Annotated in this window: 17 protein-coding genes and 2 pseudogenes; 9 read left to right on the forward strand and 10 right to left on the reverse strand. The window is 39.0% G+C overall.

The genetic code is table 11. The features are described 5' to 3' along the window. Positions 1-138 precede the first annotated feature (138 nt). The 6 genes from IPJ86_11520 to IPJ86_11545 are packed head-to-tail and all read right to left on the reverse strand — an operon-like array spanning position 139 to position 7818. Positions 139-1122 carry a hypothetical protein gene (locus IPJ86_11520; GenBank protein MBK7887889.1) on the reverse strand — a complete coding sequence of 328 codons (984 nt, stop codon included), beginning with the start codon at positions 1120-1122 and terminating at the stop codon, positions 139-141. After that, a complete protein-coding gene (locus IPJ86_11525; protein ID MBK7887890.1) occupies positions 1119-2324 on the reverse strand; it encodes a glycosyltransferase in 1206 nt (401 codons plus the stop codon). Before IPJ86_11525 ends, IPJ86_11520 begins: the two co-directional genes overlap by 4 nt. Further along, positions 2305-3051 carry a class I SAM-dependent methyltransferase gene (locus IPJ86_11530; protein ID MBK7887891.1) on the reverse strand — a complete coding sequence of 249 codons (747 nt, stop codon included), beginning with the start codon at positions 3049-3051 and terminating at the stop codon, positions 2305-2307. The genes IPJ86_11525 and IPJ86_11530 overlap by 20 nt, the downstream gene beginning before the upstream one ends. Before the next feature lie 53 nt (positions 3052-3104). Then, positions 3105-4463, reverse strand: a complete 1359-nt coding sequence (locus IPJ86_11535) for an oligosaccharide flippase family protein (GenBank protein ID MBK7887892.1) — start codon at positions 4461-4463, stop codon at positions 3105-3107. Between the two features lie 30 nt (positions 4464-4493). Further along, a complete protein-coding gene (locus IPJ86_11540; protein MBK7887893.1) occupies positions 4494-6971 on the reverse strand; it encodes a polysaccharide biosynthesis tyrosine autokinase in 2478 nt (825 codons plus the stop codon). 22 nt (positions 6972-6993) lie between these two features. Further along, a complete protein-coding gene (locus IPJ86_11545) occupies positions 6994-7818 on the reverse strand; it encodes a polysaccharide biosynthesis/export family protein (GenBank protein MBK7887894.1) in 825 nt (274 codons plus the stop codon). A gap of 217 nt (positions 7819-8035) precedes the next feature. On the opposite strand from IPJ86_11545, the gene paaA reads away from it, so the two are divergent. The 4 genes from paaA (at position 8036) to paaJ (ending at position 10655) form a co-directional block, all read left to right on the forward strand. Further along, a complete protein-coding gene (gene paaA, locus IPJ86_11550) occupies positions 8036-8983 on the forward strand; it encodes a 1,2-phenylacetyl-CoA epoxidase subunit A (protein ID MBK7887895.1) in 948 nt (315 codons plus the stop codon). A gap of 98 nt (positions 8984-9081) precedes the next feature. Continuing rightward, positions 9082-9372, forward strand: coding sequence for a 1,2-phenylacetyl-CoA epoxidase subunit B (paaB, locus tag IPJ86_11555; GenBank protein MBK7887896.1), 291 nt, complete (start codon positions 9082-9084; stop codon positions 9370-9372). Further along, positions 9372-10133 carry a phenylacetate-CoA oxygenase subunit PaaC gene (gene paaC, locus IPJ86_11560; GenBank protein ID MBK7887897.1) on the forward strand — a complete coding sequence of 254 codons (762 nt, stop codon included), beginning with the start codon at positions 9372-9374 and terminating at the stop codon, positions 10131-10133. Before paaB ends, paaC begins: the two co-directional genes overlap by 1 nt. Before the next feature lie 18 nt (positions 10134-10151). After that, the gene (paaJ, locus tag IPJ86_11565; GenBank protein ID MBK7887898.1) at positions 10152-10655 is read left to right on the forward strand and encodes a phenylacetate-CoA oxygenase subunit PaaJ; all 504 of its coding nucleotides are present in this window, start codon (positions 10152-10154) and stop codon (positions 10653-10655) included. 46 nt (positions 10656-10701) lie between these two features. On the opposite strand, the gene IPJ86_11570 is transcribed toward paaJ, so the two are convergent. Beyond that, positions 10702-11295: a hypothetical protein gene (locus IPJ86_11570; GenBank protein MBK7887899.1), complete on the reverse strand. Its 594-nt coding sequence runs from the start codon at positions 11293-11295 to the stop codon at positions 10702-10704. 198 nt (positions 11296-11493) lie between these two features. Beyond that, positions 11494-12760, reverse strand: a pseudogene (gene icd, locus IPJ86_11575) (NADP-dependent isocitrate dehydrogenase). A gap of 255 nt (positions 12761-13015) precedes the next feature. On the opposite strand from icd, the gene IPJ86_11580 reads away from it, so the two are divergent. From IPJ86_11580 to pcaF, 5 genes and pseudogenes are all read left to right on the forward strand, one after another. Next, positions 13016-13792: an enoyl-CoA hydratase/isomerase family protein gene (locus IPJ86_11580; GenBank protein ID MBK7887900.1), complete on the forward strand. Its 777-nt coding sequence runs from the start codon at positions 13016-13018 to the stop codon at positions 13790-13792. A gap of 24 nt (positions 13793-13816) precedes the next feature. Then, positions 13817-14986 (forward strand): annotated as a pseudogene (locus IPJ86_11585) (3-hydroxybutyryl-CoA dehydrogenase). A 127-nt stretch (positions 14987-15113) separates the two neighbouring features. Continuing rightward, positions 15114-15584, forward strand: a complete 471-nt coding sequence (locus IPJ86_11590) for a methylated-DNA--[protein]-cysteine S-methyltransferase (protein ID MBK7887901.1) — start codon at positions 15114-15116, stop codon at positions 15582-15584. A gap of 87 nt (positions 15585-15671) precedes the next feature. Next, the gene (locus IPJ86_11595) at positions 15672-16106 is read left to right on the forward strand and encodes a hotdog fold thioesterase (GenBank protein MBK7887902.1); all 435 of its coding nucleotides are present in this window, start codon (positions 15672-15674) and stop codon (positions 16104-16106) included. Between the two features lie 55 nt (positions 16107-16161). Further along, a complete protein-coding gene (gene pcaF, locus IPJ86_11600) occupies positions 16162-17364 on the forward strand; it encodes a 3-oxoadipyl-CoA thiolase (protein MBK7887903.1) in 1203 nt (400 codons plus the stop codon). Positions 17365-17370: 6 nt separating this feature from the next. Here the strand turns inward: pcaF and IPJ86_11605 are convergent, their stop codons facing one another. Beyond that, positions 17371-18501 carry a hybrid sensor histidine kinase/response regulator gene (locus IPJ86_11605; GenBank protein ID MBK7887904.1) on the reverse strand — a complete coding sequence of 377 codons (1131 nt, stop codon included), beginning with the start codon at positions 18499-18501 and terminating at the stop codon, positions 17371-17373. A 73-nt stretch (positions 18502-18574) separates the two neighbouring features. Then, a complete protein-coding gene (locus IPJ86_11610; GenBank protein ID MBK7887905.1) occupies positions 18575-19123 on the reverse strand; it encodes a hypothetical protein in 549 nt (182 codons plus the stop codon). Between the last annotated feature and the right edge of the window lie 207 nt (positions 19124-19330).

Here is a 19330-nt window from a genome sequence, read left to right on the forward strand (position 1 = left end):
GGAATCCTAAAGCTCCTTCAAAAGAAATTTAGTGACTAAATGAACGATCGAAGTATTTAATCCCATTTAAGGAAGTTTTGGTGCAATCGTCCATATATGTCCTGATAACTGCTTATACTATACTATACTTTACATTACTTAAAGGGCCCTGTTTAAATTTTGGCAAAGCTGAAAGGCTCTCAAGTACCATTCATTAGTCAATTTTATTTTAATTTCATGTGGTATAGAAGGGGCTAATGCCGAAATATAAATACCGGATTTTCTAAACCTATGAAAGAGAGAAAGACTAAAGTTCATAGAAGGTTGTTTCCACTGAAGCCTAAATGTACTTATTTCATTTAATATTTTCTGGTCGATAGTTTCGAAATGCATCTCAAGAAATTTAAAACTCTCTTTCTTCATAAAGGTACGATGGTGTTTTGCCTGAAGAAATAAAGAAGGTAAAAGTAACATTTCACTGCAAAATATTTTAAACTTGAAGAGGTCATTCGGTTGTTTATTGCATTTCTTTTCAATGGATTTTATAACACTGTCAAACCCTTTTTTATAATTTTGATTACTATTTATAATATTAACCTTTAAAGGTTGAGAAAAGGATGGATAAATTACTTTTCCTGTACTCAACAATTCAAGAGGAAATTGTGCATCCGGATAATCTGAAAAATCATTTTGAAGAAATACTTTCCATCCATGATGTTGCAAAGCGTCTTGATTAAACATCATTCGTTCAGTTTCGGCAATAAGTTTTCGCAATTGTCTAAGGTCAACGATATTTTTTAGTTTGGTTTCGTCAATCAATAATATGCAATCAAAGTCACTATAACTGATTTCCTCTGATGAGGATATGCTTCCATGTAATATTGCCATGCATACAGTTGCTAATTTGGCCTCTGAAATTTGTGCTGCAATTTTATTTGCCACCGGATTTTTTCCATTATAAATTTCAGGCTGAATTAGGGTTGTAAAGGGGTGATTACTCCGAATTATTGATGGTACTGCTTGTAATAAATTATTCTCAATTCCTCTATTCGAATAGTTCTTTTTCACTAAGCTTAACAACCTGTCGACCTTGCGAACAGATCCTTTTTCAAGGTAAAGTTTTAAGTCTTTTCCGACAGTCATGAGGCGAATTGTTGTAATAAGCGCGCAGCCACTTTTTTAAAAGTGATTTCTTTGACATCTCTTGCAGCCTGTTCAGCTTTTCTTTTCGCTATTTCAGGGCACTCAATTGCAAAACGGATACTTTCTGCCAGCGCTTCACTGTTTTCAGGGGTGGTGAAAATACAATTGCTCTCATTTAGTAAATCAGCGGTTGCCGGATAATCAGGAGTGATTATAACATTCCCGGTTAGCATATATTCGCAAAGTTTATTCGGCAAGTTATACCGAACATCATGTCCCTGATGAGTGTAGTAGGAAAGCAATACATCTGCTGCATACTGATAAAGTTTTATTTTTTGATAATCGTAAATATAACCGGTGAAAACAACATTAGATATTCCTTTGCTTTTACAATAGTCTTCCCAGAAAGCGACAGTTTCCGGCTTACCTCCTGTAAAAAGGAAAGTATAATATGGTAGTAATGCGGCTGCCCCAAGGATGTACTTTGTTTCTTTATCGTAGCTTAATCCTAATTTACCGGTATAAGCGATGAGCGTTGAAGAAGTTTCGGGAAACTGAATTTCTCGTCTGGCTTCTTCTCTTGAGATTTTTTCACTGGCTTGGAATTCAGTTATTGGATTTAAAGTATATGCGCCTTCAGCGCTACTTCGTCCACTCACTTTTAATAGCTCATTCAGAATGGAACTATTAGTTGCGAGAAGAAAATCTGACTTCTTATAAATCGACTGATGAACCATTCGGGTTTGAAAGTCATGTGCCCAATGAATGAGAAGTGCTGACTTGAATTTTCTTGGGAAGAGTTTACGAAGAAGAAAGAGTGGGCGTAGCAAATGGGTACTTCTGCTTATGATATAAACACTTGAATTGTTTTTGTTTTTTTTAAGAATGGATAGTACTTTCAATGTGGAGTACCATATCAGCCAAAGTAAATGCTTACTCCCGTGTACATCATCTTTGAATCGGGTAGGGAGGTAGTGAATATGAAGTGCGGCAAGTAGACCATATGTTTCATGTACATCTTCTATTAGAATGTTATCTTTTCGTTCAACATAGGGGACAATAAGATGAGTTTCGCAGCCATTTTGTGCAAAGCCTTCCGAAAAACGTACATCACTGACCTGGTTAGTCCTTGGTCTCAGTATGTCATATGGAGACAGGTATATAACTACAGGCAATTCCATTTTATTCAGGAGAAATGGCACAACCGCCTTTGTTGAACATTAATGCTTTCCATGAGGTGTTTTGAACAAATTCAACAAAAGCTTTGTTTTTATGTACATCATCACTTATCAGTAATCCTCCTGGTCTAATAAATGGAGTGGAAGTTTCATATTCAAATTTCATGTGTTCATAGCTATGATCACTATCATGAAAGAAAATATCGATTTTCCCAAGTCTTTTCAGAAGCGCCGGTAAAATCTCCTGTGCATATCCTAAATGAAGTTCCCATTTTGATTTTAATGTGTCAGGTACCATCCATCCTGTGGAAGGTTGTGTTTGTTGGAAATTATAGGCGCTGTTGGTGTCATTATTAGGTAGGTCAATGGAATGGAGTTTGCCTTTTTTATTTAGGTGCATTGCATTTAAGATAATCCATGTAGAAGAACCATGTGCTACACCGGTCTCTACCATAATGTCTGGCTGCAAAACACGGACACAACACCATATCCATTTTCCGAATGTAGTGTTCAAACTATTACCAACGATTAAGTTATGAGTATTTTTATTTGGAGGAAGAAGAATCCCCTTTTCCAGGTCATTCAATGCATTTATCCATAATGATTTATGAAATTTTTTGCCAAGAAGGTGTTTCGCAGATTCAAGAATGATGGCCCTATGTAAAAATTTTTTGTTTCCTAAATAAAAAGAAATTGCGGCTAAAGGATATTTAAGGGCTATTGCTTTTTGACTAGCGTGTAAGATGCTCATGGATTTGGGCGAATTGTTGTATAAATTTTAAGGAGATTAATTGGTATTTTTGATTAGGTGATAGGTTGCAAACTATTATTTTTATTTAGATATAGGATACCAGTTTGAATAAATCGAAAGTTAATATACAGATTTGCAGCAAGTAATCCGAGTGCAACACCGGTAGATTTAAATTCATGAACTAATAACATTGCAGTAATGCCACCGATAAGGATAGCGGATAAATATACAAGGAATCTTTTTTTTATTAACCCCAAACTTTGAATTAACGGCAAAGCCCAGAAAAAAACAGAGCCCTGTACTGCGCAAATGAGTAAAATGAAGAACGGTTCCGAAGCCGGTTCGAAAGCTGGTCCGTAAAGTAATGTGATAAGTTCTGATTTAATGAAGTAGGCTAAGGTCAAAAATAATAAAGCTGGAAGAATTACGACACGGGTGATGCTATTGAGCATGATGCGCACTTTGCCATAAACCTTGTCCGCAATTAAATGTGATAGTTGAGGAAATACTGAAGAGGCAAGGGGGTCGCTGAGTGTAAGTACTGAATAAGCTAACTTTTTTGCAGTTGAATAATAGGCAACATCACTTAAACTTCCCATGTACCCAAGCAAGAGTACATCGCCCTGATTCATGAAAACTTTAAGTGTACTGCTAAATGAGTTTCCGAAAATATATTGTAAATATTCTTTTCTCTGGCTTTTTATTAGGTGCATACCGGAGGATAGGTAGGGTCGTAATTCAGGTAAAAGTTCCCGGTAAGCTGCAATATTGCATGTAAAGCTATTGATTACTTTGCTCAGAATGGTTGCCGTAAAGAAGGCTTTTAAGTCAGGTCCGTAAACATACAATGTGATGATAATTATAATAACTTCAATTGTATCCATAATCATTTGAATTACGGAATTGATTTTGAATTTATAAAATAACTTAAGACTTGCTTTAGATATGGCATCAATAAAAGTCAATCCGTTTGAAAAGGCAAAGGCGATAACGTAAAATGTTAAATCTGGGCCCTTAATGAAAGTTTCATAGGAGATACTTACCATACCACCGAGTAATAGAACGGATAGGAGTGCTGAGCCCATACTCAGCAGTAAACTGAATTTTATTACTGAAACCACTTTGTCCTTGCTTCCTTCAGAATTGTATTGAGCTCCAAATCGGATCAATCCCATTGAAATATTTAGACGTAAGAACTCTTGTGTGGTGAGGATAAAGGCAATTGCAAGCGTATAAGTTCCTAATAATTCGGCTCCCAGTATCCGGGTAATAAGGATCATTTTTATAAATGCAAAAGCAGTACCCAGTCCATTAGAGAGAAAGACCCATGAACTGTTTTTAAAAAGATTTTTCGATTCAGGATCGAATCTTCTTTTCAGACTTTTATACTTTTCGCGTACTTTTGCCTTCACAGGTTAATTTCAATTCGCCTGTCAGAAGTGTCAAGCTTTTTTTCTTTTTTTACCGAATATTGATTTAAATGTAGCTTTGATACCACTTTCTTTACTGTCTTCTTCATAATAACCATAGCCATAACCATATCCATATCCGTACCCATAAGAGTATTCATACCCATAACCGTAACTTCTGTTATTGGCCTTCATCGCATTTAAAATGACACATAAATTTTTTAGCTTTCCCTCATTGTAAAGTTTATTTACGAAACTCAGATGATGCCGTCGAGTTACGCCCTGTCGAACAACATATATGTTGATGTCAGTATATTTTGAAAGCACCATTGCGTCGGTAATTAAACCAACGGGTGGAGTGTCAAGAATGATATTTGCGTAATTGGCTTTTAAATAATTGAACAAAATATCCATCTTGGGAGAAATGATAAGTTCAGATGGATTGGGTGGTTTTGGACCAGATAAGATAATATCAAGATTAGGAATAGTGCCGGAATTTTGGATGACATCATTTTCAGAGGCTATTCCAATCAAGTAATTGCTCAATCCAATTTCACTCGTAAAATCAAAGCCAACGGTAATTTTTGGCTTGCGCAGGTCACAGCCCACTAAAATAGTTTTTCGTCCAGACATTGCAAGCATTACTGCTAAATTCAATGAACAAAAACTTTTACCTTCCGAACTTATGGACGAAGTAACCATTATGATATTCTGATCCTTATTAGGATTGAAATATTGCAAATTAGTTCGAATGGATCGAAAAGCTTCTGATATATGTGAGTTTGGTTTTTCAGTAACCACTAAGTTCGATTTCGATGCACTTAAGCCAATCATCCCAAGCATTGGAATATTAGTCAATCTTTCCAAATCGTAACGGTCAAGAATTTTATCATTCAACAGATCTCTGCTGTAGATGAGAATGCCAGGAATTAAAAGCCCTAATATGATTGCGATGGAATAGCTTAAACTTTTAACAGGTTTCAATGGTTTGAAAAATGTACGGGAACTGTCAACAACACGGTTATCAGCTGTTGTAGATGCAAGTATTATGGCTGTTTCGGCTCTCTTTTGTAATAAGTAGGAGTATAATGTTTCTTTGATATTAGAGCCTCTCATGAGTGTTTGCAATTCGCGTTGTGCTCCCGGAAGTAACCGTAGTTTTCCCTGCACTTGTCCTTTTTGCAACATGGCCTCATTCAATGAGGATTTCAGTCCATTACGTAAACTTTTTACGTTCTCCAGTAACGCTGATTTAGTATTCAGGATTTCAATATTTAATCCAATTAACAAAGGGTTTTCCTGTTTGGCAAGGTTCAATTGAGATTTTCTCTTGTTTTCCAACTCATTCATCTTTAAAATAAGATTAGTAAGTAAGGGGTCATTTACTAATATACTTCCCGGGGAAATATTGCCGGATAGTTCCTTGCCTTGTGCGACATACCGCTCTAAATAATCGAGAAATGAAATTTGAACCTGTAATTCTGAAATTTTCGCGTCAAAATTTTTAACGCTTTCCAGGAATGAACTCGCTTCAACACTTAAATCGGTGATTCCTTTTGTTACCCTGAATCGCTCTACATTGGCTTCGCTGAGATCAATTTCATCTGTCAGTAAGGCAACCTGTTCATCAATAAATTTTAATGTATTAACTGCGTATTCATTCTTTAGTTCAATGCCTTTTGCTATGTAAAAGTCAAAAAGCCGGTTTAGAAAATCTTCGTTTTTACTAGGTACTGGTCCTTGTATAGAAGCCTGTAATATATTAGACATTTTACTGATTTTATCAACCTTTAAGGCGGTTTGGTAAACAACAGTGATGTTCTCGATCGAATTGAACCGAATGAAAAAATTTCGCTTGTCGTAGGACGTTGTATTATAGCTTTCATCCTTGAATTTATCGGTCTTGACAATTTTGAAAATTCCGATTTTAGTATTTACCTTTTTGTCAAAGAGGTAGTATCCGATCTGATAACCACTCGGATGACTATAACTTAATTTATATTTCCTGCTATCCAGAATTTCAATATTCAGTAAAGTGCTGTTGGCAATTGTATATAATGTGTCTTCAACGAGATGAATCGGTGTTTCTTTGTAAATTTCCGAAGTTTTTATTTCTCCTTTAAGAAAGTAACTTTTGTCGTAGCCTAAATCGTTCAGTGTTTTATAAATGAGCTCTCTGGATCGTATTATTCCAATTTCAGTCTCAATGCCCCCTTCTGAATTGAACTGATTTAATTGTGAAAGCAGATCATCACCATTGTACTTTTTATTGTCGTCTTTAATAAGTACTGTGCAACTCGTGAAATAAATGGGTGTAGCATACCAATTGTAAAAATAAGCCGTAATGATTCCCAGAGTAAGCGTATAGATATATAAATACCAATGACGGAGGAAATATTTATGGAATAAAAATTTGAGGTTGATTTGATTGTGAGTTTCACCGGCTCCAATTGCTTGTTGCTGGTTGGGATAGTTGTATTGAGGCGGTTGTGCTTTAGCTTCGTTGCTCATTTGTATTTGAAAATAAATTGTTTTATTGGATTATTCGTGCTACTAGTACTGCTACTAAAGTTAGGCTACTGATTACTATCGGCAACACTCTGTAAAAATTATCACTCTGTGCAACTTTTCCTTTGACAGGAGAAACGTATAATATGTCGCCGGAACGCAAATTGTAAAATGAAGAGTTAAAAAGTTCTCTTTTTGTGATATCTATATTGATGTACTTTTTTTCTCCTCCTTTTTCTTCGCGTATCAAAGTGATGTTTTTTCTGTTTGCATAAATTGTAAGATCTCCTGCAAGTCCCAATGCTTCAGGAATCGTGATTCGCTCATTTGTGACACTGTAAACTCCAGGCCGGGATACCTCACCCAATAATGTAACTCTGAAATTTTCAATGTAAATTCTCACCGAGGGAAATTGCAAGTATTTTTCCAGTCTCAGGGTTAAAGTGTCCTTTGCCACTGACGTACTCATTCCGGATAACTTAATTTTACCTATGAGTGGTAGTTCTATATAGCCTTGTGTATCTACCAGATAACCAATATCTGTTCTTGTGGAGAATGAACTATTGTTCGTTTGTTCATTGCGTTCCACCGGAGCAATGGCATTGAAGAAACTACTGGCTTCCGGACTTAAACTCGAAACATAGATGGAAAGTATATCGCTGGGTTGAATTAGATTTTCATAAATAGGCGGGGTCAGATTCGATTTGTCTGTATTGAAATTCGGGTAAATTACTTTACGGTCAGCCCGGGTAGAATCAGTAGGTTGAAAATATGCTACATCACTTACTTGGCGGCAGGAACTCCCCCAAATCAAGATAAATAAAATTAATATTCTTGTTAAGATTCTCATATTTACAAAGATAGCTAATCTACTTATTGCTTAGGTTTAGGGGATTGGCATAATTTCTCAGTATACGGTCATTCGGGATTCTTGTTGCATAAGCCTTTAGAGGATCACCTGAACAAATCGTTTTTAAGTTTGTTTTAAAGGTGTAAATATTGATAAATCTCATTTGTCTTGCATAGCTGATTGTCATAATTTTACATCTTGTTAATTCATCATAAATATGGAAAATCAATTGACCGCTGAAGAGTTTACTAAACGGGAGGCAGAGTTCGATGCAAAAATTGCAAGTGGGGTTGTTGTGGAGCCAAAGGATTGGATGCCAGATCGTTATCGTAAGCAGTTGTTGCGGATGATGTCACAGCATGCTCATTCAGAAGTGGTAGGAATGCTTCCGGAAGGGAATTGGTTGACCCGTGCTCCCAGTTTAATGCGGAAAGCAGTTTTGCTTGCTAAGATTCAGGATGAAGCAGGTCATGGGCTGTATATTTATAGTGCGGCCGAAACATTGGGGACAGATCGTGCAGAAATGATTGATCAGTTGTTGTCAGGTCATGCAAAATATTCCAGCATCTTTAATTATCCGACTTTGAATTGGGCCGATATGGGGGCAATCGGATGGCTGGTTGATGGTGCAGCAATTGTAAATCAAACGGTGTTGGCTAAATGTTCTTATGGCCCCTATGCAAGAGCGATGGTTCGCATTTGTAAAGAAGAGAATTTCCACAATAAACAAGGGTATCAGATCATGGCGTATATGATGAAAGGTACGAAGGAACAGCAGGAAATGGCTCAGGATGCAATGAACCGTTTTTGGTGGCCGGCTTTGATGATGTTTGGTCCTCATGATACCAACTCTCCCAACTCTGGCGACTTGATGAAATGGAAAGTGAAACTTCAAACCAATGATGATTTGCGTCAACGTTTTATTGATCGTACTGTTCCTCAGGCAGAAGCTATTGGTCTTAAAATTCCTGATCCTAAGCTGAAATGGAATCCGCAAACCCGTCACTATGATTTCGGCGAGATCAATTGGGAGGAGTTTAATAATGTAATTAAAGGTAATGGTCCATGTAATCGCTTGCGAATAAAGCAACGACGCGATGCTCACGAAAATGGTGCATGGGTGCGAAGTGCGGCATTAGCGTATGCAGAGAAACATGGTAAATAGCAAAAAAGATTATCATGCTGTCACTTTTTATTTATCGCATTACATGGTATTCGAAATAATTAATAAAAAGTCAATAAAATAGTTTATTCAGTTCTCCAATGTCAAAATCACAAGAATGGCCCTCCTGGGAAGTGTTTACCCAGAATAAAAATGGTGAAGCACATGAACATGCCGGAAATGTGCATGCTCCTGATGCTGAAATTGCACTGATGAATGCAAGAGATGTATACGGCCGCCGTCAGGAAGCAGTGAATATTTGGGTGGTACCGTCTTCGGCAATTACCGCTTCAACACCTGAGGATGTAGGTTCGTTTTTCGATCCTGCAAATGATAAAATGTACCGATGGCCCAATTATTTTAAAACGCCTGATGGCATAAAACAAATCTGATGACACAGCAGGAAGCATTGTTTAATTATACTCTTCGTCTCGGCGATAACGCCCTTGTTCTTGCTCAACGCTTATGTGAATGGTGTGGGCATGGACCGGTTCTTGAAGAGGATATTGCGATGAGTAATATGGGACTGGATCTCATTGGTCAGTCCAGAGGATTTTATTCCTATGCCGCAACGGTAGAAGGGAAGGAGAGATCAGAAGATGATTTAGCCTTTCTTCGAAATGAGCGGGAGTTTTTTAACAGATGTATCGTCGAGCAACCCAATTATGATTTCGCGGCTACAATGATGCGTTCTTTTCTCTTTGGTTGTTTATCCTACCTTCAGTTCAGAGCACTAACGAAGAGCACCGACAATACCATTGCCGGATTGGCTGAAAAATCACTGAAAGAAGTTACTTACCACGTGCGTCATTCCAGCGATTGGGTGATTCGTTTGGGTGATGGTACGGAAGAAAGTCATCAAAAAGCACAATCCGCGCTGGATGAATTATGGCATTTTACCAATGAACTTTTTGAAATGGATGAAGCCGATGAAGTGTTAATCAAAACCGGAATTGCATGTGACCTTGCAGCGATGCGGAAGGAATGGGATGCAATGACCGATGAAGTTTTTCTAAAGGCTACGCTGAAGAAGCCTGCTGATTCAGGCTATCAATCAACAGGTGGGATGAAGGGAATGCATACAGAACATTTAGGACATCTCCTCTCTGAAATGCAGTTCCTGCCACGGGCATATCCGGATGCGAAATGGTAAGCTTAATGCTGCTGAATCATGAATAACCAATTGTCGGTTGAGGAAAAGGATATTTGGTCCGCATTGAACAGTATTCCTGATCCTGAAGTGCCCGCCATTACTATCGTGGAACTGGGTGTGGTGCGAGAGGTAGCAGTAAAGGGTAAAAACGTGAAGGTCACTATGACTCCAACGTATAGCGGTTGTCCGGCAATGAAGACCATGGAAATGGCTGTGCAGGAGTTAATGACGGAAATGGGATATCAGGTAGAAATTGTAGTCGTTTATAGACCCGCCTGGACCACCGAATGGATGTCGGAGGAGACAAAGGAGAAATTGAAAGCCTATGGGATCGCTCCTCCTCCAAAATTGACTTTCGAACATTTGCATCCATTGTCAGCTCCAAAAAATGTGGATATAAAATGTCCGTTTTGTGATAGTAAAAATACTAAACTCACCAGTCAGTTTGGATCAACCGCCTGTAAAGCCCTTTATTTCTGTGAGGGTTGTCATCAACCTTTTGAGTTATTTAAGTGCCATTGAATTCCTGAAATGGAATGTCTTCCTATAATTGTTTAAACATTGTCCGCTATTCGGAAATCAAATTACCGCTGATTTTCTTCCCGTCTTTGTAAACAACAGAAATGTGAAGCAGGCCATTGGCAGGAAAGGCATTTTCTAATAATAAAAAATTTTCTTTCGTGCTGTTTCTGTAAATTAATCTCCCTTCATAATTATAAACATAAATTTCACAGGATTCCCTTTTTTCATTGGGGAAACGAATGGTGCAATCTCTGCAGGGATTAGGAGCTATTTGGAGTTTGCCTTTTTCATAATAATAGAACAGCACCTGCTTTTCTTCAGAAAACCACTGAAGAGAACCCACTTCAAGACGATAATAATTGATGCGGTTTTTTTCGGGCGTTTTATCAATATACAGGTACGATTCATCCCCGGAAGGACTTCCGCATACGCCCGGAAACTCATAAAGCGTTGCGTAGTTAATTCCGTCTACAGAACGCTGAACGCTCACACCGCTGCATTGTATCCCTCCCTTCACTGTAAAGAAAAGCGCAACTTCATTTTCCTGTTGTTGAACAGAAAAAAAACTGAAAATACTATCTCCCTGCCCGAAACTCTGGAGTGACAGGAAGAAGAATAAAGTGAGGAGGCAGGCTTTCAAGAAATTGAAGCGTTGGTGAATGAATGTAAATATAAGAATTTAATCCCTATAAAAGGAATTCTATTATGTCATAACGGAAATGGTCCAGGCTTTATTTTTAAATAGCTCATCATAGAACGTTTGAGCCATAATTTAAGGATAAAAGAAAAGGCCTTCTTTTCAGAAAGCCCTTTCTTCGTATAAAACGAATTCCGCTGATTACATGTTGGCAATTATTTCACTTCCAAATTCAGAGCACTTCAACTTAGTTGCACCCTTCATCAAACGTTCGAAGTCATAAGTGACTCTCTTCTTTTTAATGCTGCGCTCTATTCCTTTAATGATTAATTTGCCGGCGCGTCCCCATCCCATATATTCCAGCATCATTACTCCGGAAAGAATAACAGATGATGGATTTACCATGTCTTTTCCCGCATATTTAGGAGCTGTTCCATGTGTGGCTTCAAATATAGCATGGCCGGTTAAATAATTAATATTGGCTCCCGGAGCAATCCCAATTCCACCTACCTGTGCGGCAAGTGCATCTGATATATAATCGCCGTTAAGATTAAGCGTGGCAATGAGATCGTATTCTGAAGGTCGTAACAATATCTGTTGCAGGAATGCATCCGCTATAACATCCTTTACAATTAATTTCCCGTTTGCCATGGCATCACTCTGCGCTTTGTTGGCCGCTTCTTCACCGCTATCCGCCTTAATCTTATCGTATTGCACCCAGGTGAAAACACGATCGCCATATTCACGCTCTGCTAAAGCATATCCCCAGTCTTTAAATTTACCTTCAGTAAATTTCATGATGTTCCCCTTGTGAACCAACGTGAGCGATTTATGATTGTATTGAAAAGCATGTTCCAGTGCCGCTCTCACAAGTCGCTCAGTTCCCTCTAGAGAAACCGGCTTCACACCAATAGAGGATGTTTTTGGAAAACGTATTTTCTTTACACCCATTTCATTCTCCAGAAAGTTAATCATCTTATCGGCCTCCGGTGAACCCGACATGAATTCAATACCCGCATAAATATCTTCCGTATTCTCACGGAAGATGGTCATATTGACTAACCCCGGCTCCTTGACAGGACTAGGAACTCCCTTGAACCAACGTACCAGGACGAATGCAGGCGTAAAGATCCAGTTGCTGTCGTAGCGCGACATTTAAAGAACGAATTCCGCCGCCTACAGGAGTAGTGAGAGGTCCTTTGATCGCAACTTTATATTCAGTGATTACATCAAGGGTTTCTTGTGGCAACCAATTGCCCGTTTTATTAAAGGCCTTTTCTCCTGCTAAAACTTCCTTCCAGATAATTTTTTTCTTTCCCTTAAATGCTCTTTCTACTGCAGCGTCGAGTACCCTGACGGAGGATGCCCAGATGTCGGCACCTGTACCATCGCCCTCAATAAATGGGATGATGGGGTCGTTGGGAACTTTTAATTTGCCATTTTTTATGGTTATTTTGGAACCTGTCATTGTTGCTTATTAATTTATAATGTTTTTTAATCCTTTACTACTGCGAAAGTAAGAAGGGGATTGCTCATAAAAAAGGATGAAATCGCATATTCTCGCTTATTTTTCTACAATGCATTGTCTTGGTTAATAGAGACTTAATGACTTATTTTTGATAGCTTTAGCGATAGAATTGCCGGGCAGGAATCACTTCTTTCCTTATCCCGGAGCTTTTAGCCTCTTGCTATTCGCTATTTTCGCGTTAAAATATTTCAAAACATGAACAGTATTCTTGCTTCAACAATTGATGGCGTTCGTATGCTTTCTCTCAACCGCCCCGACAAGTTTAATAGTTTTAATAAGGAAATGGCTGTTCAACTTCAAAATGAATTGGACCTGGTGGCGGCTGATCCTGAGATTAGAGCTGTTCTCATTACCGGTGAGGGTAAAGCATTTTCTGCCGGACAAGATCTTTCCGAGGCGATTGATCCCGATGGTCCGGGAATTCCGACGATAGTTCGCGAACATTATAACCCTATTTTGCAAAAAATAAGGGCTTTGGAGAAGCCTATAGTATGTGCAGTGAATGGCGTAGCAGCCGGGGCAGGTGCAAATATTGCGCTGGCCTGCGATATCGTAATAGCAGCCTCATCTGCTTCTTTTATTCAGGCATTTAGTAAGATCGGATTAGTTCCTGATTCAGGCGGGTCTTTTTTTCTTCCACGCTTGATTGGTTTTCAACGTGCATCTGCATTAATGATGTTGGGAGATAAAGTTTCAGCACAGGATGCTTTGCAAATGGGGATGCTGTATAAAGTGGTGGCGGATGAATTGTTGAAAGAGGAGTCCCTGAAGATTGCAGCAACTTTGAGTAAAATGCCTACTAAAGGTATCGGCTATACGAAACTACTCCTGAACGAGTCGTTGTCGAATGATTTTTTTACGCAGTTGAATCGGGAAGAGAAATACCAGCAACTCGCAGGAGAAACCGCCGACTATAAAGAAGGAGTAGATGCATTTCTTGAAAAGAGAAAGCCCGTCTTTAAGGGAAATTAATATCATAATTTCGAAATAAGTTAAATGTCAAATCTAAATTCAAAAGTAGCCATCGCCGGATCAGGAGCAATGGGAGCAGGAATAGCTCAAGTCGCCTCAATGGCAGGACATACCGTATTTCTTTATGATACCAATAAGGAAGCCATTGAAAAAGCGTTGGTTGGAATCGCTTCTTCCTTGAAAAATTAGTCGCAAAAGGCAAGTTAGAGGAGATAGCTGCTCTTGAAATCAGACAACGCGTAATTCCCGCATTTTCACTTTCTGATCTGCGGGGTGCATCATTATTTATTGAGGCAATCGTTGAAAAATTAGGGGTGAAAAGTGAATTGTTTGCGGCGGTAGAGGAGGTGTTGAATGAAGATGCCATTCTGGCTTCGAATACATCCTCTTTATCCATTACCGCCATTGCTTCCTCCTGCAAAATTCCGGAACGTGTAATTGGTCTTCATTTTTTTAATCCCGCTGTTTTAATGCCTTTGGTGGAAGTGATTCCGGCACTACAGACGAATTCTATTACTCCCGACAACATGTTTGGACCTGATGCGTGCGTGGGGAAAAGTTCCTGTCTTAGCGAAGGATACTCCCGGCTTTATTGTAAACCGCGTAGCCCGACCATTTTATGGGGAATCCCTGCGAATTTTGGAAGAGGGTATTGCAGATATCGCCACTATCGATTGGGCTTTGAAAACTTTCGGCAACTTTCGAATGGGGCCTTTTGAATTGATGGACCTCATCGGCAATGATGTGAATTATGCGGTAACGGAAACTGTTTGGTCTCAAATGTATTTTGACCCTCGTTATAAGCCATCCTTGGTGCAAAAGAAAATGACCGAAGCAAAGAGGCTTGGTCGTAAATCCGGTAGAGGATATTATGATTATAGGGAAGAGGCAATAGGCGTTGAGCCGGTGAAAGATGAAGTATTGGGCAATGTAATTTTTATGAGAGTGCTCAGTATGTTAATCAATGAAGCAATAGATGCATTGTATTTGGGTGTGGCTACCAAGGAAGAATTGGACCTCGCCATGACTAAAGGTGTAAATTATCCGAAGGGTTTGTTAAAATGGGCGGATGAAATCGGATTAAATACTGTATTGGATCACTTGAATCATTTGAATCAGGAGTATGGAGAAGATCGTTACCGGCCTTCTGTTCTTTTGAGAAAGATGGCGGATAAAAAGGAGAAGTTTTTCTAGAGGGATTGCTGCAGTAATACTACTTGGGAATCCTATAGTAAATGGAGTAGCCATTGTTGTGATAGCTAGGTAATTCTTTATTCTTTGATTTCTATTTGCTGAATTTTTCTATCTTTAATCTGCAAATATGTACAGGACCACATTACAAACTCCGATAGGCGGGTTGAATATAGAAACCACGAACTGGTCGGTCATTGCTGTATATTTTTCAAATCAGCCTTATGAGGAAAATACGGATCATCCCTTATTGAATGAAGCGCGTGCTCAACTGAAGGCATATTTTGAGCGTAAGACAACTTCTTTTAATTTACCAATTGATCCTCCCGGCACCGTTTTTCAAAGATTAGTTTGGGAAGAAGTGATGAAGGTGCCTTTTGGCCAGACTATGAATTATGCAAGGCTCGCCATCCGTTGCGGAGATGAGAAGAAGACGCGTGCGGTTGCTGCGGCCAATGCCGCAAATCCAATGGCCATCATCATCCCCTGTCACCGCATTGTAGGGAACAGTGGGCAACTGACAGGCTATGCCTGGGGCCTCGATCGCAAGGAATGGTTGCTTCACCTCGAACAACATCAAACACAGTATAGTTTATTCTGATTTCCATGTATAATCGAATGATGTTTAATTCTGCTCTCGTGAAAGCGATTGCTCGCTATTGTTTATTTTTGCTCGAAATTGTTAAAGATGGCAGATGAAATAGATTTAGCATCCAAAGTTGTAAACCGTATGTTCGACCATGATTGGTTCAGTCAGTGGTTGGGTATCGAAAGAGTATTAGTTGCACCGGGAAAATGTGTGCTCAAGATGACCATCAGGAAAGAAATGCTCAATGGTTTTTCAATCGCTCATGGTGGAATTACTTTTTCATTGGCCGATAGTGCATTGGCATTTGCTGCTAATTCTCATGGACAACGAAGTGTTTCTGTTGAAACTTCCATCTCTCACACGGAACCTTTGATGGAAAATGATGAGATTATTGCAACAGCCATTGAAATGAACAGATCAAATAAAATTGGTATCTATCAGGTGACTGTATCGAATCAACATGGCCGTACTGTTGCTTTGTTTAAAGGAACAGTGTACAGAACTTCAAAAGATTGGTTTCCTTCAGGGGAATAAAAGAGATCATTATAAAGTCAGACTATTTCAATTAATCAGATAACATCGAATAAAAATGAATGCATATATTGTATCGGGGGTAAGAACAGCCATAGGAAATTTTGCAGGAACATTAGCTGCTGTGCGTGCGGATGATTTAGCAGCACATGTGTTAAAATCTTTATTGGAGAAAAATAACAGTCTCGATCCCAAATGCATCGATGATGTTATTATGGGCTGTGCAAATCAAGCTGGAGAAGACAATAGAAATGTGGCTAGAATGTCTCTGTTGCTCGCAGGTTATCCGGTAAGTGTTCCCGGTGAAACGGTCAACAGACTTTGTGCTTCCGGCTTATCTGCTGTTGCCTCTGCTGCCCGTATGATAAAATCTGCAGAAGCTGATATTGTCATTGCAGGAGGTGTAGAGAATATGACCCGTGGTCCATGGGTCATGTCAAAAACAAGTACGCCTTATGGTCGTGATGCGCAGTTGTTCGATTCGAGTTTTGGCTGGCGTTTTGTGAACCCGCTGATGAAGGAGATGTATGGTGTGGAATCAATGGGTGATACGGCAGAGAATGTCGCAGTCAGAGATCATGTTAGTCGGGAAGATCAGGATAAGTTCGCACTTCGTTCACAAGAGAAGGCGAATAATGCGCAATCTTCCGGTCGTCTCGCTCAGGAAATTGTACCCCTTTTAATACCTGCTAAGAAAGGAGATGCAATACTGTTTTCTTCTGACGAATTTATTAAACCGGCCACTACATTAGAGGGCTTGTCAAAACTTAAACCTGCTTTTCGTAAAGACGGTACCGTTACAGCCGGAAATGCATCCGGATTGAATGATGGAGCAGCAGCGATTTTACTTGCATCTGAAAAGGGCTTAAAATCCCATGGACTTACTCCGCTCGCAAGAGTGGTTTCCGCAGCAGCCATCGGTGTTACTCCCGGGATCATGGGTATTGGTCCTGTTGAAGCGGCTAATAAAGCCTTGAAGTTAGCCGGTATGAGCTGGAATCAGATCGATATTATTGAATTGAACGAAGCGTTTGCTGCACAAAGTCTGGCTTGCATCAGAGCATGGGGATTTGGTGATGATGATGAAAGAATAAATCCGAATGGTGGCGCCATTGCTATTGGTCACCCCTTAGGAATGAGTGGTGCCCGTATTTTAAATTCTGCAGCAATTGAATTGAAATTAAAAGGAAAAAAATTCGCGATGGTTTCCATGTGTGTTGGAGTAGGACAGGGCTATGCCGTAATCATTGAGTCCTGCTAAAAAATATTAATTTTCTATTTCTTTTTTAACAGAAACTATCGGAAGAGAAAAGGAAAAAACCGATCCTTCTCCGGGTTTACTCTTCACCCAAATTCTTCCATGATGAGCTTCCACTATTTTCTTTACAATATTCAATCCTAAACCGGTACTTCCTTCTCCCGCAGTGCTTCGTACACTGGTTTTACTGAATGCTGAAAATAATACTTTATGTTCTGATTCCGGAATTCCTTGTCCCTGATCAATGATGTGAATGGTGATTTCCTCAGAGGATCCTTCTGCAGTAAGTTCTATTGCAGTAGATGGATGAGAGTATTTAATCGCATTTGAAACTAAGTTGTTTAGCACCTGTAGAATCTGTCCTTTGTCAGCATAGGGCTTGCCGGTCGAATCAGCAATACTATAAGAGAGATGAATTTTCTTTTTATCTGCAGGTAGTTTGTTGCAACTAATACATTCCTGGAAAAGATCATGTACTGAAATGGGAGCTAAATCAAGTGTGGTGACTCCGGATTCTATTTTTGAAACATCAAGAATATTGTTGAGCATCTCCAGCATTCGTCGTGATGTACTCATTATAACTTCCAGATAGTTTTTATACTCATCCGGAAAGTTATGGCCGATGTCTTGTGAAATTAAACTACTTAATGTGATGATATTTCCCAACGGATTTCTAAGATCGTGTGAAGCCATACCAAGGAAGAAATTCTTTTCTTCGTTTAACTTTAGTAGTTCATTATTCTTCTGCTCAATCTCTTTTTGTTGTGCGAAGAACTGAAGCAAGGTATTTACTTTTGATCGCGTAATGTCTGTATCCAATGGTTTAAACAAGTAGTCCATGGCGCCTTCATCTAATCCCTGTAGCATGTATTTCTTCTCCTTGCTGATAGCCGTAACAAATACGATAGGAATCTTTTTAGTACGTTTGGTTGACTTCAGCATATTGGCCACCTCAAAGCCGTCCATTTCCGGCATCTGTACATCCAATAGTATTAATGATAGATCTTCCTGGAATGCAATTTTTAGCGCTTCATCACCTGAATTCGCCTTGAAAATTATCCGGTCGTCTTCCATGAGCATACTTTCCAGGGAATATAAATTCTCCGGTCGATCATCCACTAAAAGTATTTTATGCTTCATTTAATAATTTGCTTTGGAATTGTTTTTACGTAATAACGTTTGTTTTGTTAGTTATTTCGCTAGGAATGGCACATCAGAACTGATAAATATTGTGTGAGATATCTGTCTTTTTTAACCCATATTCCTTTTCGAATTGCCCCGGTGATTCACAATTTGATAGTCCCAGATAACCGGTTGGATGAAGGGAGTCAAGTAATGTTTTAAGCAAAAAAATTTGGTAAGATTGCTTGTAATATATCAGGACATTTCGACAAATAATTAAGTCGAATTTTTGAAAAGGGGGATTTCGACCCAGTTCATGTTGTGCGAATTTGATTTTAGAAAGGATACGTTCTTTTAAGATGGCATTATTATCATTGAGGTGAAAATGATGAATTATATGTCCTTGTCCACCTGCAAGCATATAGTCTTTTACGCCACATTTTACTTCCCCGATATCGATTATTCCTTTCGCAGCGGATCTTAATGCAGAAGTGTTTACATCAGTGGCGTAGATTTTACATTTTTCCAGGAGATTGTGTTCTTCCAAAAGTATCGCTAATGAATACGCTTCATGTCCTTGCGCACAGCCTGCATGCCATATTCTTATCGTTCCCTCGTTTTCAATTTTTGCTTTATAAATTGGAGAAGGGGAATAAAGAAAGTCGGTTCACGGAAAAGCTTTGTATAGCTAATGTGAAATTCGTTCTTGAAAATGGATGCGATGCTGGGATTATTTAAAATCAGGTCAATCAGTTCTTGAGTTTTAGTAATTCCATTTCTTGCTTTGAAGCGATCAAGCCTTCGTTCAAAGTAAAGCGAATGATAGGCTTCTAGTTGAAATCCGTAG

The sequence above is a fragment of the Bacteroidota bacterium genome, from assembly GCA_016713925.1.
In the GTDB taxonomy this organism is placed as follows: domain Bacteria; phylum Bacteroidota; class Bacteroidia; order AKYH767-A; family OLB10; genus JAJTFW01.

What these genes read in the sequence shown, in the direction of transcription:
- IPJ86_11520 (MBK7887889.1), bottom strand. Translation starts at nt 1,122, where the DNA reads ATGACTGTCGGAAAAGACTTAAAACTTTACCTTGAAAAAGGATCTGTT.
- IPJ86_11530 (MBK7887891.1), bottom strand. Translation starts at nt 3,051, where the DNA reads ATGAGCATCTTACACGCTAGTCAAAAAGCAATAGCCCTTAAATATCCT.
- IPJ86_11540 (MBK7887893.1), bottom strand. Translation starts at nt 6,971, where the DNA reads ATGAGCAACGAAGCTAAAGCACAACCGCCTCAATACAACTATCCCAAC.
- IPJ86_11545 (MBK7887894.1), bottom strand. Translation starts at nt 7,818, where the DNA reads ATGAGAATCTTAACAAGAATATTAATTTTATTTATCTTGATTTGGGGG.
- paaA (MBK7887895.1), top strand. Translation starts at nt 8,036, where the DNA reads ATGGAAAATCAATTGACCGCTGAAGAGTTTACTAAACGGGAGGCAGAG.
- paaB (MBK7887896.1), top strand. Translation starts at nt 9,082, where the DNA reads ATGTCAAAATCACAAGAATGGCCCTCCTGGGAAGTGTTTACCCAGAAT.
- paaC (MBK7887897.1), top strand. Translation starts at nt 9,372, where the DNA reads ATGACACAGCAGGAAGCATTGTTTAATTATACTCTTCGTCTCGGCGAT.
- paaJ (MBK7887898.1), top strand. Translation starts at nt 10,152, where the DNA reads ATGAATAACCAATTGTCGGTTGAGGAAAAGGATATTTGGTCCGCATTG.
- IPJ86_11580 (MBK7887900.1), top strand. Translation starts at nt 13,016, where the DNA reads ATGAACAGTATTCTTGCTTCAACAATTGATGGCGTTCGTATGCTTTCT.
- IPJ86_11590 (MBK7887901.1), top strand. Translation starts at nt 15,114, where the DNA reads ATGTACAGGACCACATTACAAACTCCGATAGGCGGGTTGAATATAGAA.
- IPJ86_11595 (MBK7887902.1), top strand. Translation starts at nt 15,672, where the DNA reads ATGGCAGATGAAATAGATTTAGCATCCAAAGTTGTAAACCGTATGTTC.
- pcaF (MBK7887903.1), top strand. Translation starts at nt 16,162, where the DNA reads ATGAATGCATATATTGTATCGGGGGTAAGAACAGCCATAGGAAATTTT.
- IPJ86_11605 (MBK7887904.1), bottom strand. Translation starts at nt 18,501, where the DNA reads ATGAAGCATAAAATACTTTTAGTGGATGATCGACCGGAGAATTTATAT.